This is a genomic window from Streptomyces sp. ISL-87 (assembly GCF_018614095.1).
GTDB lineage: Bacteria > Actinomycetota > Actinomycetes > Streptomycetales > Streptomycetaceae > Streptomyces.
In genome coordinates, this window is sequence record NZ_JAGGOY010000028.1 from 125,839 (window position 1) to 141,548 (window position 15,710).

Sequence of the window (15,710 nt, forward strand, 5' to 3'; positions counted from 1 at the left end):
CCCCTAGTTCTTCGGTCTTCAGGGAAGGTCGGCCGACGCGCCTGGGTGCGTCTGCGTCGTTTCGTCCATGTGGTCCAACCAGGCGGCGATCGTCGCGATGGTGGGCATCCGCCTGAGGTCGTCGACGCCGAACTCGACGTCCATCATCGTACGGATGCGGTTGGCGAGCCGGGCGACGGCCAGCCGGTCGCCGCCGAGGTCGAAGAAGTCGTCGTCGATGCCGATCTCGACGTCGGGACGGCGCAGACTGTCGGCGAACAGCTCGGCGAGCAGTGCCTCGGTCTCTCCCCGAGGACTGCGTGCACGCGTGTGCTGCGCACTGCCCATCGGTACGTCCGGCTGCGCGGCGCCCTCGCCGAGCAGTACCACGAGGTGCGCGGCGAGCGCCTCGACGGTCGAGGCCTCGAACAGGTGGCGGTCGTACTCGATGACGCCGGACAGGCCTGTCGGCCCGTGCTCGGCCGACGTGTCGGCGAACGTGATGGTGAGGTCGAACTTCGTCGTGCCGGTGTCGACCGGCACGACGACGCAGTCCGTGCCGGCGAGCGTGAGCCGGTCCGGCGGACCCTGGTTGAAACCGATCATTACCTGGAACCCGGCGCTTCGGCCGAGGTCACGCCGCAGGTTGAGCGAGTCGACGACGTGGTCGAACGGGATCCGCCCGTGAGCGAACGCATCGACGTCACGGCGGGCGAGCTGTGTGACCAGCTGCCGGAAGGTGGGGTCGCCCGACACGTCGGCCCGCAGGATCACGGTGTTGACGAAGAACCCGACGACGTCTTCGAGCTCGGCCGCATCGCGGCCGGCGATCGGGACACCGATCGGCACGTCGGTCCCGGCCCCGAAGTCACGCAGCAGGACGGACACGGCCGCGTGCAGGGGTGCGAAACCGGTGGCACCGCACGTTCGCGCGAGTTCGAACAGGTTGCGACGCACGTCCGCGCCGACCGCGAAGGTGACCCTGGCGCCGATGTGCCGGTCCTCGTCCGCCGAACGGGGATGGTCGGCCGGGACGACCGCGTCGGCGGGCGCATCGGCCAGCGCCGCGGTCCAGAAATCAAGATCGGCCTGCATCAGCGGATGCCGGGTCCCGTCTCGCCCGGCGAGCAGCCTGCGCTGCCACAGGCTGTAGTCCCCGTACTGCACCGGAAGCTCCGACCACGCCGGCACGGCGCCCGCGCGGCGGGCGGCGTAGGCCTCGCTCAGGTCACGCAGCAGCGGACGCATCGACCACTCGTCCGCCGCGATGTGGTGTACGAGCAGCACCAGCGTGGCTGTCGGTGCGGTCGACTCGGTGCGGAACAGCCAGCTCCGGACGGGCACGGCGACGGTCAGGTCGAAACAGAACCTGCAGGCGTCGTCGACGGCTGTCGCCAGGTCGGACTCGGCCACCTGCTCGACCGTCAGGCAGGGCGCGAGGTCGTCCGGATCGAGCACCCGCTGGAACGGTATGCCGTCGTACTCGCCGAACACGGTGCGCAGGCTCTCGTGCCGCGCCAGCACGTCCGCCAGCGCATCGGCCAGCGCGGACGTGTCCACCGGTCCGGTCAACTGCCAGACCAGCGGGATGTTGTACGCGGCGTTCGGGCCGTCGAGTCGGTGCAGGAACCACAGCCGGGCCTGGGCGGAGGACAGCGGAACGCGCCGGGGCCGCGGCATCGGGACCAGCGGCGGCAGCGTAGAGCTGGGCCCGGCGTCGATGAGCCGGGCCAGGCCGGCGACGGTGGGGGAGCCGAATATCGCCTGGACGCCGATCTCGGCGTCGGCTGCCGCGCGGATGCGGTTGGTCATGCGGGCGGCCAGCAGTGAGTTCCCACCGAGGTCGAAGAAGTTGTCGTCGACACCGACCCGCTCGTGGTGCAGCGTCTGCGAGAACAGCTCTGCCAGCATCCGCTCGGTCTCGGTTCGCGGCTGGGCGCTCGGCGCCGGACGGTGCTCGGGGATCGGCTGCGCGGCCAGCGCCGTCCGGTCGAGCTTGCCGTTCGACGTCATCGGCAGGCGGTCGAGGAACACCCACGCGTTCGGCACCATGTGGGCCGGCAGCTGGCGCTCGACGTGCGCGCGCAATTCCGCCTGGTCGGTCTTCGGGCCGGGCTGGGCCACGATGAAGGCAACCAGCCGCAGTTGCGCACTGCTCGTGTCCTCCTCCTCGTCCCTGACGGGCCGGGCCAGCACAGCGCACTGTACGACGGCCGGATGCGCTGCGACGACGGCCTCGATCTCGCCGAGTTCGGTCCGGAATCCGCGGATCTTGATCTGCTGATCGGCACGACCGACGTAGTCCACACCGCCGTCGGCGCGTCGGCGGACAAGGTCGCCGCTGCGGTACATGCGCGTCCCGGTGCGCACGTGTCCGGATGGATCAGCCGGATCGGGGAACGGGCAGGCGACGAAGCGCGACGCCGTCAGGCCGGGTCGGCCGTGGTAGCCACGTGCCACGCCGGGACCGGCGGCGTAGAGCTCGCCGATCTCGCCGTCCGGCACCGGTTGCAACCGCTCGTCCAGGACGTGGACGCGTGTTCCGAGGATCGTCGACCCGATCGGCGTCGGCTCGTCAGCGGGGAGCAGCGGCTCACTCATCGTCACGCAGACGGTGGTTTCGGTCGGTCCGTAGATGTTGTAGAACTTTCGGCCCGGTGCCCATCGCCGGACCAGTGCCGGCGACAGCACCTCACCACCGGCGATCAGCACCTCCAACACGCCGCCCGGGATGGGGACCTCGCCCTCGGGCGGCGTGATCGCGGCCAGTGCGGCCGGGGTGACGAACGAGTGCGTCACGGCCAGGCGCACGAACACGTCGGCAAGGTCGTCGTGTCGGCTGCGCGGAATCACCAGGGTCGCGCCGTGCGCGAGCGCCAGCAGAAGCTCCAGCACCGAAGCGTCGAAGCTAGGGGAGGACTGCTGCAGCACGCGGCTGCCAGGTCGCGGGTCGGCGGCCATGGTGAACTGACGGCACAAGTCGGGCAGTCCGCGGTGGGTGACCGTGACCGCCTTCGGCCTGCCGGTCGAGCCGGAGGTGTAGATGAGGTACGCGGGATGGTCAGGGTGGAGTGGGACGGTGCGGTCGGAGTCCGTGAAGGACCGCTGCGTCAGTGGTTCGCCCGTGGCGGTCGCAGTGCCCGTGTCATCGAGTACCAGCGTGGGTCCTGCGATAGCCGCGCCGGCATCGCCGGGTGGCACGATCGTCATGGCCGGGGCCGCGTCGGCGAGCATGAACTCCAGGCGCAGCGCCGGGTAGTCCAGATCGAGCGGCAGGTAGGCGCCGCCGGCCTTGGTCACGGCCAGCACGGCGACGACGAAGGCGGTGCCGCTCGGCAACGCGACGGCGACGATCGACTCGGGCCCGATACCGCGGCGGCGCAGCTCCCAGGCCAACCGGTCGACGCGGGCCGCCAGCTCGGCGTAGGTCAACTCGGCCAGACCGTGCGCGCGTTCGTGCCGCACCGCGACGGCCTGGGGTGTCCGCGCCGCCTGTGCCTCGAACAGGTCGGGCAGACAGGGTGATTTCGCGGCCTCGGAGTCCGGTACCGAACCGAGGCGACGCGGCCGGTCGTCGGTCCACTCACGCTCGACGAAGTCCAAGCAGGCGGACATCAGGCCGTCGAAGACCGGGCGCCAGCCCGGCGGGATCGGCACGTCGGCCGGCCAGAGGCTTTGCTGCTCGTCGTCGTTGACCAGCACCAGGCACGCGGCGTCCGGATCGTCGAACGGGTTCATGCATCACCTTTTCTACGTCAGGTACTGGTCCGCGCGCCCCGTCGCGGACCCTACGACGACCGCGGCGATCACGAGATCGTCGTCGAAGATGTAGCGCCCGGACAGCTCCCGACGGGTCCGGTCCGCGGCAAGGAAGCGTCCGACGAAGCTGCGCCGCGTAGGCTCGAAACGCACTTCGACGTCCTGGAAGTCGAGTCGGCGGCGCGCCGTCGGGTACCAGGCCTTGTAGATCGCCTCCTTGGCGCAGAACGCGAGCGTGGGCCAGGCCAAGGCGGGTCCGTCGCGCTGGAGGGAATCGAGGTGGAGCGCCTCGGTGGGGCGCAGTACCAGTTCGGCGACACCCGGTGCCAGATCGCGGTTCGGCTCGGCATCGATACCGAGTGCGACGACATCGCGGTCCTCGGCCACCGCAGCGGCACGGTACCCGTCGCAGTGGGTGATGCTGCCGACGACGCCGTGCGGCCACACCGGCGCGCGGTCACTGTCGCGACCGACCGGAACGGCCGTTCGGCCGAGTCTGGCCAACGCCTCGTGTGCGCAGCGCCGGGCGGTGAGGAACTCGCGGCGCCGGCTGTCCACGACCCCGACGATGAGACCGGTCTCGGCCGGGAACTCGTAGAGGGGCTCCAGGTCGCCGAACGCCTCGGCCGTCGATACCCCGGCCGGGACGACCGTCGCGAGTCTGCCGGCAGTCGAGAGCAGCTCAGACATACTCGATCCAGCGCGCCGACTCGATCCGGTCGATCAGCTCGACGAGTTGCTCGTGCGTGTCGACCTGGCCGGATATCGTGGCGACCGCGGACTGGGTGCCCAGCCGCCAGTCGACGTCAGCACCCACCTCGGTCAGCACTGTCACCCGCCCGACTCCCGGCAGCGTCCGCAGCGGCGTGATGTCACCGATCGCGGCGACCCGGCCGGCTTGCATCGGTGGCGTGATCAGGTAGCGGAAGGTGATCGCGTCGCCGCCCAGCACGTCGGGGCGGGACAGGGGACGGCCGAGCGCGGCCGCGACGGCGAGGCCGACGGGATCGCTCGTCGCCGAGCGGCGGGCGAGGTCGTCGGTCCAGCCACCGAGCCGTCCGTTCACCTCGATCACCCGCGGTCCGTCGGCGGTCAGCTTGATCTCGACCTGTGCCATGCCGCCGCGGATCCCGACGGCGCGCACCGCGCGACCTGACAGCTCGATCAACATCTCGATCTCGTCCGCGGGCAGGATCGACCGCGCGCCGTACCCGCCGCGTTCGCGGAACGGCGGGGCGAGGGCGAACTTGCTCGTGACGAAGACGGGGACGACGTCCTCGCCTTCCACGACGCAGTCGACGGCGACGTAGTCGCCCCACGGGTGCGGGGTAGGTCGTCCGATCAACTGCTCCTCGAGGAGCAACTCGGGCTCGAGTGCGAGCAGACCGGTGACGACCTCGCGGGCCTCGGCGGGATCCTCCAGTGCCAGCGTGTTGCGGCTCGCCGCGCTGACCACCGGCTTGACGATCGCAGGCAGCCCCACAGCCGCGAGCGCGGCGTCCACGTCGCCGGGCGAGCGTACGGTTCGTGCGCGCACGGCCTCCACGCCGGCCGCGCGCAACGCCTCGCGCTGCAGGTCCTTGCGGGTGATCGCAGGCACCGCCGATATGTCGTGGTGGGTCAGCTTGAGCGTGACAGCGAGCTCGGCGGTGCGGCCGAGCTGGTACTCGCTGAAGGTGACGATCCCGGCCGGCTCGTATTGGCGCAGTTCGTCGACGTCGTCCAGGTCGACGACGACGCCGAAGGCCTCCAGTGCCGGCGTCATCTCGCGCGCGTGGGGCGTGTCGGCGACCGCGAACAGCAGCGTGCAAGCGTGCGCGCGGGCTGCTTCCGCGATCCGCTCCGGGCCTGCGCTGCCGTCGTCGTAGACCACCAGCAGGACCTGCTTACCCGCCACATCCACCTACCTCGGAAAGTGTCGCCCGGATTGTCGGCGGCATCGTCTGCAAGTCGCGCGCTTGGGCGACCCGCACGCATCCCGCCAGCCCGAGAGCGTCGCGTAACTCGCGCTTCAGTAGCTCCAGCGTGTGATGGACCCCCGCCTCGCCGCCCGCGGCCAGCCCCCAGATCACCGGACGGCCGACGAGCACCGCATCGGCACCCAGCGCGAGCGCCTTGAGGACGTCGACGCCGGACCGCACACCGCCGTCGAGCAGGACCGTGCACCGCTGCCCCACCGCCGCCCGTACCGCGGCCAGGCACTCGATGCTGCCGACAGCGCCGTCCAACTGTCGCCCGCCGTGGTTCGACACCACGATGCCGTCGACACCGCAGTCGACCGCGCGCCGCGCGTCTTCGGGGGAGAGGATCCCCTTGAGTACCAGCGGCAAGCTCGTACGGGCACGCAGAGCCTCGATGTCCGCCCAGGTCAGCGAGGGGCTCAACAGGTCGGCGGTGTGCGCTGCCACGGTGGAGCCCAAGGGCGGCCGCACGGTGTCGGGCAGGTTCGCCGCGACGACGTCCGGGCCGACCGCGAAATTGTTCCGGATGTCGCGCAGCCGACGTCCCATCCACGGGACGTCGACGGTGACGACGAGGGCGTCGCATTTCGCCGCCTCGGCACGGCTCACCAGTTCGTCGCGGGTCCGCTCGTCGCGCAACCAGTAGAGCTGGAACCAGACGGGTGCCCCTTGTGCGGCGATGGCCTCGATCGAGTGGCTGCTGAGCGTACTGATGGCCAGAGGCACCCCGCATGCACGTGCAGCGCGCGCCGTGGCCAGCTCGCCGTGGGGGTGCACCAGCTGGTGGTAGGCGACCGGTGCTATGGCGATCGGCGCCGATGTCGTTCGCCCGAACAGGGTCGTCGAGATGGCGCAGGCGGATACGTCACGCAGTGCCCGCGGAACGACCCGGACGGCGTCCAGTGCCGCGCGATTGGCCGCGAGCGTCAGCTCCTGCCCTGCTCCGCCGACGACGAAGTCCCAGACGTCTGACGGTAACTGACGGTGGGCCAGCTCGACGACATCGGCCATGTGCAACGCGCCGGCCAGGCGCTGCGCGGTGCCCGAGTCGAGCTGTGGACTCTCAGGACGAGGCGACACGTTCGCCCTCGACCGCCTCGTACAACGCCTTGATGTTCGAGCTGCCGAAAGTTCTGGCACCGCGCCGCTCGATGACCTCGAAGAACAGCGTGCGCCGCGGATGGGTCGAGCGGGTGAAGATCTGGAACAGCTGCCCGCCGTGGTCTTCGTCGACGAGGATGTTCAGCTCGTGCAGGCGTTGGACGGCGTGCCGGGGCGAGGGCACGCGATCGGGTAACCGCGCGTAGTACGCGTCGGGCGTGGAGAGGAACTTGACGTCGCGTTCGGCCAGCGTGGTGACTGCGCGGACGATGTCGTCGACGGCCAGGGCCACGTGTTGCACGCCAGGACCGCCGTGTCCGGACAGGAAGTCGCTGATCTGCCCGGTCGCGGCACTCGGGTCGGGCGCGAGGATCGTGAACGTCACCGTGCGCGAGGCGCTCTGGACGACCTTCGACAGCATGGCCTGCGCACCGATGACGATGCGCTCGGCGAATATCTCGTCGAACCCGAACGCCCGCTCGTAGAACTCGACCGTCGAGTCGAGTTGTCCCAAGGAAACGATCACAGCGAAGTGGTCTGGCGCGACGACCTCGTAGCTGCTCGTGTCCTGTGCCGACGCACCCTCGGTCTCCCGATAACCGACCGGGATGCCGTTGCTCGGCTCTTCGCGCTGCAGCAGTGTGTGTACGACGTCGCCGAAGCCCGCGACCTTCGACACGAGCGCGACCTCGGCCTCTTCAGGGTCCCAGGGTTCGACGAGGCCGGTTCCGCCCGCCGCGACGACGGTCTCGTAGGCCTGCCGGACGTCGGGGGCGCGCATGGCGATGTCGACGACTCCGTCGCCGTGCGATTTCACGTAGTCGGCGGCCGGATGGTCGAGGGAGGTTGCCTCGGTCAGGACCAGACTCATCCCGCCATGGCGCAGGACGACTGATCGAAACCCCGTCTCCGGTGACCCACCGACGGCGACACGCCTGAAGCCGTACTGGTCGCACCAGGTGCCGAGCGTTGCGCCGAGGTCCTCGACGTACATCTCGATGTAGTCGAGATCGAAGCTGCCCCGGTCGCGTCCAGTGGTCATCAAGCTCCTCGTGTTTCGCGTCGTGTGGGGGTGCGTTCCCGACCGGCAATGGCGCGAGCTGCCGCAGGACCTCTGACCCGGCCGCGCAGCGGCGCCCCAAGGACCACGTTCCGACGGTAACCCATTGGCCTTGGGAATTCAGTTATTTCCCTTGAGACGAGGCCCAGTTGAAGAACCTTGCCGACTTCGAATGATTGGCTGGAAATATTTGATCGTCGCCATGTTTCACGACTTCGGCAAAGACCGGGTGAGGGCAGTGAAGACCGTCGGCCGGTACAGCCTGCCGAGCGCTGCCGGGACGCGGGCGGGAGCTGGATGCTGGAAGCCAACTCCGCGCAGCAGTCGTCTAGTTGGATCCGCATCCTTCCTGCACGGCTGAAGGATCGGGGTTAGTCTGTGCCGGTGCCGGGTGAAAGCAGGGTCAGAGGGCGTGGAGACGCGGTGGGCAGTCCCGAATCGGAGACGGCCGACCCAGGGCTCGACGTGCAACGCGATGTGCAACTAGACATCGAATTGGCCTCACTGCACGAATCGTTGATGGACCCGATGATGTCATCGCTGGTGTTCCTCAACGAGGTGGCGAGCCGCTTCCCGGACAGCATCTCCTTCGCTGCCGGCCGCCCGGCCGAGGACTACTTCGACACCGCCGACATCGCCCGCTACATCGAGATCTTCACCAACCACCTGCGCGAGCAGCGGGAGATGTCCGAAGCAGAGGTGCGGCGCACCCTGCTCCAGTACGGCCGCACCAACGGGATCATTCACGACCTCGTCGCCCGGCAGCTGGAGATCGACGAGGGCGTCCGAGTCCCGGCCGAGTCCATCGTCATCACCGTCGGGGCACAGGAGGGCATCTTCCTGGTGCTGCGTGCGCTGCGGGGCACGCAGCGCGACGCGGTGCTCGCCGTGGCGCCGACCTACGCCGGCCTGGCCGGTGCCGCCCGACTGGTCGACTGTCCGGTCGTACCGGTTCGCAGCGGCGACGGCGGGATCGACCTCGCCGATCTGCAGAGCACGATCGACGCGACGCGCCGCCGCGGTCTGCGTCCGCGCCTGCTCTACATCGTGCCGGACGTCTCGAACCCGACCGGAATCAGCCTGGATCTGTCGACCCGCCGCCGGCTGCTCGAGATCGTCCGTACCGCGGACCTGTTCGTGCTGGAGGACAACGCGTACGGCGTCTTCGCCGGCGGCGGGCGTCGGCTGCCCACGCTGAAGTCGCTGGACGAACAGCGTCGAGTGATTCGCGTCGGCTCGTTCGCCAAGACGGTGTGGCCGGGGGCCAGGGTCGGCTACGTCGTCGCAGACCAGCTCGTGGGCGAGCGGGCAGCCGGGGCCGGTCCCGCTCGCGCGACGCTCCTCGCCGAACAACTCGGCGTGATCAAGAGCATGTTGACCGTCAACACCTCGCCCATCACCCAGGCCGTGGTCGGCGGCGCCCTGATCGCGCACGGCATCAGCCTCTTCGCGGCGAATGAACGCCAGATCGCGATCTACCAGCGCAATCTCGCGCTCATGCTCGACGGCCTCGGCCGCCGCTTGTCCGGCACGCCCGGCGTTTCGTGGAACTCGCCCACCGGCGGTTTCTTCCTGTCGCTGGGCGTCCCCTTCCGCGCCGATGAGGCGCTGCTGGAGTGGTCGGCACGGGAGCACGGCGTCCTGTGGACCCCGATGTCGAACTTCTACACCGACGGCGGCGGGGCCAACCACCTGCGCCTGGCGTTCAGTCAGATGGATCCGCCGACCATCGACGAGGGTCTGGACCGCCTCGCCGGTTTCATCCGTGCGGCGGCCGCGTCGAGCAAGGGCCCGGAATCATCCGGCACTTCATAGCAGCGGCGAGCCGCCGAGCCGGGGCGTGCGCCCCAACTCCCCGTCAGCGCAAGCTCGTTCTTGTAGGGTTTGACCATGACGATAGCCTCAGGCGCATCCGATGACATCTCTGCCGCTCAGGTCCACGAAACCATTGCCCGGCACATGCTCGCCGACGGCTACGAACTGGTGCTCAACCTGGAGGCCTCCCGCGGTTCGCAGTTGGTGGACGGCCGCACCGGTACTGCCTACCTCGACTTCTTCAGCTTCTTCGCCTCGTCGGCGCTGGGCATGAATCATCCGGCACTGGCCGACGACGACGCGTTCGTCGCCGAACTGGGTCGCGCGGCCGTGAACAAGCCCAGCAACTCCGACCTCTACTCCATTCCAATGGCGCGCTTCGTCGACACCTTCGTCCGCGTGCTGGGCGACCCGGCGTTGCCGCATCTGTTCTTCGTCGACGGCGGCACGCTGGCCGTGGAGAACGCGCTCAAGGTGTCCTTCGACTGGAAGAGCCGCTGGAACGAGGCGCACGGCATCGACCCGTCGCTCGGTACGAAGGTGCTGCATCTGGAGAACGCGTTCCACGGCCGCTCCGGTTACACCCTGAGCCTCACCAACACGTGCGACCGGAACAACGTCGCGCGGTTCCCGAAGTTCGACTGGCCGCGTATTCCGTGCCCGTCCATCAACGGCAACGCCGATGTCGTCGCCGCCGAGCAGGTGGCGCTGGCAGCTGCTCGCCGCGCGTTCGAGACGAACCCCCACGACATCGCGTGCTTCGTCGCCGAGCCGATCCAGGGCGCAGGCGGCGACAACCACTTCCGGCCGGAATTCCTTCAGGCAGTACAGGCGCTGTGCCGTGAATTCGACGCGCTGTTCGTCATGGACGAAGTACAGACCGGCGTCGCCATGACCGGCACCGCCTGGGCCTACCAGCAGCTGGGTGTGCAGCCCGACGTCGTCGCCTTCGGCAAGAAGGTGCAGGTGTGCGGCATCATGGCCGGCGGACGCGTCGACGAAGTCCCCGACAACGTCTTCAACGTCTCGTCGCGGCTGTGCTCGACCTGGGGCGGAAACCTGACCGACATGGTGCGCGCCCGACGCATCCTCGAAGTCATCGAATCCGAGGACCTCATCAACCGCGCGGCCGAGCTGGGCAAACACCTGCAAACCGAGCTTGCCGCCGTCGCCGAACGCCACGACGTCGTCACCGACGTGCGTGGACGCGGCTTGCTGTGCGCATTCACGCTGCCGACGTCGCAGATGCGGGACACCGTCGTCGCGCGGTTGCGGGAGCACGAGCAGGTGATCGTCCCGGCGTGCGGACCCAGCAGTGTGCAATTCCGCCCGGCCCTGACCGTGTCGGTGGAAGAGCTGGATCACGGCGTCGCAGCTCTGGACCGCGTGCTCACAGCACTGACCTGATCGAGCCGCCGGGGCCCGCCCGAACGGGCTCAGGCCGGCCGCGAAGGAAGAGGTGGCCTGGTGCGTATTCGCGAGGAAGGCGGTGAGCGTTTGTCCGGGAGGTGCCGAGCTTCCTGGGCATGGTCGGGGACGTGAGCGGCAAGTCGGTTCTCGACCTGGCGTGCGGCACCGGGTTCTACAGCAGGGAGTTCAAGCGGCGCGGCGCCACGGATGTCTTCGGTGTCGACATCTCCGTCGAGATGATCGCCGCCGCGCGGGAGATCGAGCAGCGTGACCCGCTGGGTGTGAGCTACGAGGTCGGTGACGTGGCCGAGCTGCGGCCTCTCGACGAGCGCTTCGACATCGCGGTGGGAGTGCAGTGCCTCAACTACGCCGAGGACATCGCGGCGATGGAGCGGATGTGCCGCAACATTCACCGGAACCTGGTGCCGGGTGGAGAGTTCTTCGTGCTCGCCCAGAAGCCCGACGACCGGTTCGACTCTCCGTCCCTGGACAAGTACGGGTTCCGCTGCGAGCCGACCGGCGAGGAAATCGAGACGGGTCCGCGGGCGCGGGTCACGGCTCTCCTCGACCCGCAGCCGATCAGCATTGTCACCACGGCCCCGCGCCGCGAGGTCTACGAGGACTGTCTGCGGGCGTCCGGGTTCAGCGAGGTGAAGTGGGTTCCGCTGCAGGTGTCCGAAGCCGGCATCCGTGAGTTCGGCGAGGACTTCTGGGCGGACCTCCTCGCGAACCCGCCGCTGGAGATGCTGCGCTGCCGTGCCTAATTGGCCGACTGGCCGGACGTCGAGTACGGTCCGCCCCGCGGAAGACCTCGGTCCGCCGACGCCGCGGCGTGGGGACCGGCGGGCGGGCTGGCGCCGGGTGGACAATGACGAGATCCACAAGATCAGCGATGTCTTCGCCGCCCTGGTGGCTGTCGAGCGCATCGCCGGCCGTGTCCGGCAGATCCTCGGCTCCCAGGTGTACGTCCACCAGAGCCGCATCAACCTCAAGCCGCCATTCCGCGGCAGCGGGTTCTACTGGCACTCCGACTTCGAGACGTGGCACTCCGAGGACGGCCTGCCCCCGGATGCGAGCCCTGTCGGTGTCGATCGCCCTGACCGACAACCAGACACCAACGGCGGCCCCGTGATCACGCCCGGTTCGCACCGCACCTTCGTCGGCTGCGTCGGCGCCACCCCGGCGCCACCCCGGCGCCCGCTCAGCGACCTGGTTCGACTGCAACCGCATGCACGGCTCCGCCGACAACATCACCCCCTACCCCCGCAGCAACCTGTTCGTCGTCTTCAACAGCGTCGACTACACCCCCGGCGAGCCCTTCGCCGCTCCCGGCCGCCGCCCCGCCTTCGTCGCCGCACGCGACTTCACGCCGCTCTGACCCCCGATCACAGGAGGCCACCGCCGCCGCAAAAAATTTTCGCGGACTCCTGTCACATCTTGGTGAGCCGGCCCGTCAGTGCTCTGAAAGCGCCGAACAGGCCGACGTAAAGGAGTGCAGTCATGACGAACACCCCGATCTCCAGGATGCCGAACCCGGCCGAGTTCGTGCCGGAGCTGAGCGACATCAGCGCCGCTCTCTTCAGGGCCACCGGCAACCGCTCGGTACCGCGCACCACGATGAGCCTGGTGCACCTGCGCGCCGGACAGATCGTCGGCAACACCTACCTGACGATCCTGAACACCGCCTTCCTGCGCAAGGCGGGGGAGTCCGAGGAGCGCATCACGGCCGTCTCTTCCTGGCAGGACGCCCCCTACTTCACCGACGCCGAACGCGCCGCCCTCGCGCTGGTGGAGGCCACCCTCCAGCCGGCGCCGCACGGCCGGGAGCGGGTCACGGACGACCTGTACGCAGAGGTGGCCAAGCACTACGACGAGAAGGCGCTGGCCACCCTCACCATCGCGATCGGCCAGATCAACTTCTTCATCGCCCTGGCCGTCATCGGCAAGCCCGCCCCTGTCACCTCTCTCGCGGACGAGCAGTGGGACTGACCTGACCCCGCTGTCACTGAGGGCCGGCCCTCACGCTGGGTCCGGCGCCCCAGTGCGGCCGACCGCCGCGCAGTGGAGGTCGTCATCACCGACCAGGGGCGCCAGACGATCGATGCGCTCTTTCCGCGTCTTCTTGGGCGAGAGGCGGAGCTGCTGGCCGGTCCCGGTGAGGACCGTGATCACGTGGTGGTCGCGCTCGGGCGCCTGGCGGAACTCTTCCGCGCGGCCGGCCCCGACCACTGACGGCCCGCAACCCCCACCCCTTCCCCGCGCTGCTGCCACCGGCAAGCACGTCTCCTGCGTCGACCGATTCCACAAGAGCAGGACTCCTTCATGTCGAGCGAGCGATTCATCAAGCTTCTGCCGGGCGAACGCCGAACGGGCCGGGTCGCCCTGCCGGCGCCCGTCCAGATCAAGGCGCGCACCGAGGAAACCGAAGGCCGCCTCTCCCTACTGGAGGTGACGTTGGTCAAGGACGTCCCCCGGCATACCCACCACGTCGCGGACGAGATGGTCTACGTCCTGGAAGGTGTACTCGGCGTGCACTTCGACGGGGAGGACTTCACCGTCCCCGCCGGGTCCTTCGTCCTTCTGCCGAAGGGCGTTCCGCACGCGTTGAGCCGGGCCGCCGGCACCACGCCCCGAGTGCTGCAAATCTCCTCGCCCGGCGGCTGGGAGTGCTACCTGGAGGACCTGCTCGAAGCCGGCCCTGGCGCCGCCGACAATCCCGATGGCACGTTCAACCCCGCCCTGCTCAACCCGATCGGCGCGCCGTACGGCATCGAATACGAGGTGTGAACAGCGCCCCCGACGCGGACACCAGGCGGCCGGATGATGGGCGGTCAATGCCTCTGGTGGGTCACCGGATGGATATGCCTGTCCGGTTGGTGAGCGCTGATGCGATGTGGGACCGGATCGAGCCGCTGATGCCGGCCGATCCGGTCCCTGGACGGCGGTGGGCCGACCACCGGAAGCGCTGCGCGGGTGCGGCGCGCGTTGCGGGCCCCCCGTCTGGGGGTGTGGCAACGGCAGGTGAGCCAGCGTCTAGACCAGCACCTGGACTCGGAGCAAGTCGTCTCCTTCCGCGTTCCGAACATGGACGCCTTGGGCAGTCGTTGCCGGCCTTGGGGTTGGGAGACCACCTCGGCGGCGCTGGCAGCCGATCATGCTGAAGCCCGACTCGGCCGGGGCACCGTAAGACGGGCCTGCGGCATGATGCGCCTGTGGACTTCGAGCCGTACCGGGGTGAGTTGATGGCGCTCTGCTACCGGACGTTGGGTTCGTTCCACGAGGCCAAGGATCTGGTGCAGAGACGCTGCTGCGTGCCTGGAAGGCCCAGGACCGGTACGACCCGGCGCGTGCGTCGCTGCGGACCTGGCTGTACCGGATCGCAACGAATGTGTGCCTGACCGCGCTGGAGGGGCGTGGGCGGCGTCCACTGCCGTCCGGGTCGGGGGTGCCGAGCGACGATCCCGCGGCGCCACTGGTGCCGGAGATGCCGCCAACCGGCACTACCACCACACCCGCATCCCGCTCGCACGCCGCATCCCGCTCGCACGCCGCCTCCCGCGGCTGCGCCGCTACACGATCGGCCGCGGCATGGTCGCCGTCCGCGGCGGCTTCCCGTACTACCTGGTCGCCGAAGTGGAATGGGACACGCTGGACGAACTGCACACCGCGTACGCCTCACCCGAGGGGCGCACCGCCGCGGCCGACGCGGCGAACCTCCAGGAGCTCGCCCCTGTCCGCAGCATGATCTCCACCGTGGACGAGAGCGTGCTCGCACGTCTGTCGCCCGCCTGAGACCCGGGCCCACGCCAAGCCGCTTCCCACCGCCATGGCTTACGCGGGAGACGACCGCGCCGCGAAGACCGTGGTCGCTTCCCTGATCGAAGACACTGGCTTCACCCCTCTGACCTTGGCACTCTCGCGGCCTCCTCGGCACTCGATCCCGGCGGCGCACTCTTCGCGGGTCTCTACACCGAGGCTGACGCACACGCCCTCCGGAGGCGCCTACCGCCTCCAGACGGGCCACCATGGCCGCGCGGGCTGGGACGGCCTGCGGTCAGCTCCAGCCGAGCCGGGAGTACAGGCGGCCCTAAGAAGGAGCGCCCTCAGTTGGCGAGTTAGCTGAAGGGCTAACCGTCGACGGCTCGTGGGTGCGCGGCCCGCGAGCCCGCGTGTCACGCGTAGCTGAGGATCACCATCAGCGCCAAGCACTCCGCGAGGAGTTGTGCGATCAACGCCACCCGACGGATCCGTGCCGCGGGCGTGACCAGCGCGATGACACACGCCATAGCGCCCACTCCGACGCCCCACACGAACAGCTCCCCGGGCAGTGGTGAGCCGCACTGCTCCCCGTACGTCACGCAGCGCCCCGCGCGCTCGGAGGAGAGGGTGAGCACGCTGGCTGCCAGCGCGGCAGGCACGAAGAGGGCGGCGGCCAGGAAGGACCAGAAGCGGCTGCTGCGGCCGCCGAAGCCGGTGCGGTCCGCGGCGCGCATCTCCTCGGTTGCTGGCATTGACCGGGGCTCTGTTGTGTTCATGCCCCGATCAAACGTCAGCTCCCCGGTCCGTCGCAGCCGTCCGCGTACTCATATCGCGGATGCGAGGTACTCAGAGGGCGTTAAGTCCCT

At 69.2% G+C, this 15,710-nt stretch carries 13 protein-coding genes and 4 pseudogenes; 11 read left to right on the forward strand and 6 right to left on the reverse strand.

The window, feature by feature from the left end; all coding sequences use genetic code 11:
- Window positions 1-18 precede the first annotated feature (18 nt).
- The 5 genes from J7I97_RS10695 to hppD are packed head-to-tail and all read right to left on the reverse strand — an operon-like array spanning window position 19 to window position 7,842.
- Complete coding sequence (locus J7I97_RS10695) at window positions 19-3,717, reverse strand: non-ribosomal peptide synthetase (protein ID WP_214933169.1); 3,699 nt, start codon at window positions 3,715-3,717, stop codon at window positions 19-21.
- A gap of 12 nt (window positions 3,718-3,729) precedes the next feature.
- Entirely contained in the window at window positions 3,730-4,428 is a 699-nt protein-coding gene (locus J7I97_RS10700) for a 4'-phosphopantetheinyl transferase (RefSeq protein ID WP_214933171.1), read from the reverse strand.
- The gene (locus tag J7I97_RS10705) at window positions 4,421-5,611 is read right to left on the reverse strand and encodes an acetyl-CoA carboxylase biotin carboxylase subunit family protein (protein ID WP_214933173.1); all 1,191 of its coding nucleotides are present in this window, start codon (window positions 5,609-5,611) and stop codon (window positions 4,421-4,423) included. Before J7I97_RS10705 ends, J7I97_RS10700 begins: the two co-directional genes overlap by 8 nt.
- Before the next feature lie 13 nt (window positions 5,612-5,624).
- Window positions 5,625-6,710, reverse strand: a complete 1,086-nt coding sequence (locus J7I97_RS10710; protein ID WP_214933175.1) for an alpha-hydroxy acid oxidase — start codon at window positions 6,708-6,710, stop codon at window positions 5,625-5,627.
- A gap of 52 nt (window positions 6,711-6,762) precedes the next feature.
- Window positions 6,763-7,842 carry a 4-hydroxyphenylpyruvate dioxygenase gene (hppD, locus tag J7I97_RS10715; RefSeq protein WP_214933177.1) on the reverse strand — a complete coding sequence of 360 codons (1,080 nt, stop codon included), beginning with the start codon at window positions 7,840-7,842 and terminating at the stop codon, window positions 6,763-6,765.
- 441 nt (window positions 7,843-8,283) lie between these two features.
- On the opposite strand from hppD, the gene J7I97_RS10720 reads away from it, so the two are divergent.
- The 11 genes and pseudogenes from J7I97_RS10720 (at window position 8,284) to J7I97_RS10760 (ending at window position 14,877) form a co-directional block, all read left to right on the forward strand.
- Window positions 8,284-9,675 (forward strand): PLP-dependent aminotransferase family protein, encoded by a 1,392-nt coding sequence (locus tag J7I97_RS10720; protein WP_308378344.1) that lies wholly within the window; start codon window positions 8,284-8,286, stop codon window positions 9,673-9,675.
- A gap of 75 nt (window positions 9,676-9,750) precedes the next feature.
- Window positions 9,751-11,082 carry an L-lysine 6-transaminase gene (gene lat / locus J7I97_RS10725; RefSeq protein WP_214933180.1) on the forward strand — a complete coding sequence of 444 codons (1,332 nt, stop codon included), beginning with the start codon at window positions 9,751-9,753 and terminating at the stop codon, window positions 11,080-11,082.
- Window positions 11,083-11,213: 131 nt separating this feature from the next.
- Complete coding sequence (locus J7I97_RS10730; RefSeq protein ID WP_374195455.1) at window positions 11,214-11,849, forward strand: class I SAM-dependent methyltransferase; 636 nt, start codon at window positions 11,214-11,216, stop codon at window positions 11,847-11,849.
- A 145-nt stretch (window positions 11,850-11,994) separates the two neighbouring features.
- Window positions 11,995-12,180, forward strand: a pseudogene (locus tag J7I97_RS40230) (phytanoyl-CoA dioxygenase family protein); the annotation flags it as partial.
- A gap of 100 nt (window positions 12,181-12,280) precedes the next feature.
- Window positions 12,281-12,463 (forward strand): annotated as a pseudogene (locus tag J7I97_RS40235) (ectoine hydroxylase); the annotation flags it as partial.
- A 122-nt stretch (window positions 12,464-12,585) separates the two neighbouring features.
- Window positions 12,586-13,074: a carboxymuconolactone decarboxylase family protein gene (locus J7I97_RS10740; RefSeq protein ID WP_214933186.1), complete on the forward strand. Its 489-nt coding sequence runs from the start codon at window positions 12,586-12,588 to the stop codon at window positions 13,072-13,074.
- 72 nt (window positions 13,075-13,146) lie between these two features.
- Window positions 13,147-13,317 carry a hypothetical protein gene (locus J7I97_RS10745; protein WP_214933187.1) on the forward strand — a complete coding sequence of 57 codons (171 nt, stop codon included), beginning with the start codon at window positions 13,147-13,149 and terminating at the stop codon, window positions 13,315-13,317.
- Between the two features lie 90 nt (window positions 13,318-13,407).
- On the forward strand, window positions 13,408-13,872 hold the full coding sequence (locus J7I97_RS10750; protein ID WP_214933189.1) for a cupin domain-containing protein: 465 nt from the start codon (window positions 13,408-13,410) through the stop codon (window positions 13,870-13,872).
- A gap of 74 nt (window positions 13,873-13,946) precedes the next feature.
- A pseudogene (locus J7I97_RS10755) lies at window positions 13,947-14,048 on the forward strand (IS5/IS1182 family transposase); the annotation flags it as partial.
- Between the two features lie 279 nt (window positions 14,049-14,327).
- Window positions 14,328-14,566, forward strand: a pseudogene (locus J7I97_RS38340) (sigma factor); the annotation flags it as partial.
- Window positions 14,476-14,877, forward strand: coding sequence for an EthD family reductase (locus J7I97_RS10760; protein ID WP_214933191.1), 402 nt, complete (start codon window positions 14,476-14,478; stop codon window positions 14,875-14,877). The pseudogene J7I97_RS38340 and the gene J7I97_RS10760, both read left to right, overlap by 91 nt.
- Window positions 14,878-15,257: 380 nt before the next feature.
- Here the strand turns inward: J7I97_RS10760 and J7I97_RS10765 are convergent, their stop codons facing one another.
- Window positions 15,258-15,596, reverse strand: a complete 339-nt coding sequence (locus tag J7I97_RS10765) for a hypothetical protein (protein WP_214933193.1) — start codon at window positions 15,594-15,596, stop codon at window positions 15,258-15,260.
- Window positions 15,597-15,710 lie beyond the last annotated feature (114 nt).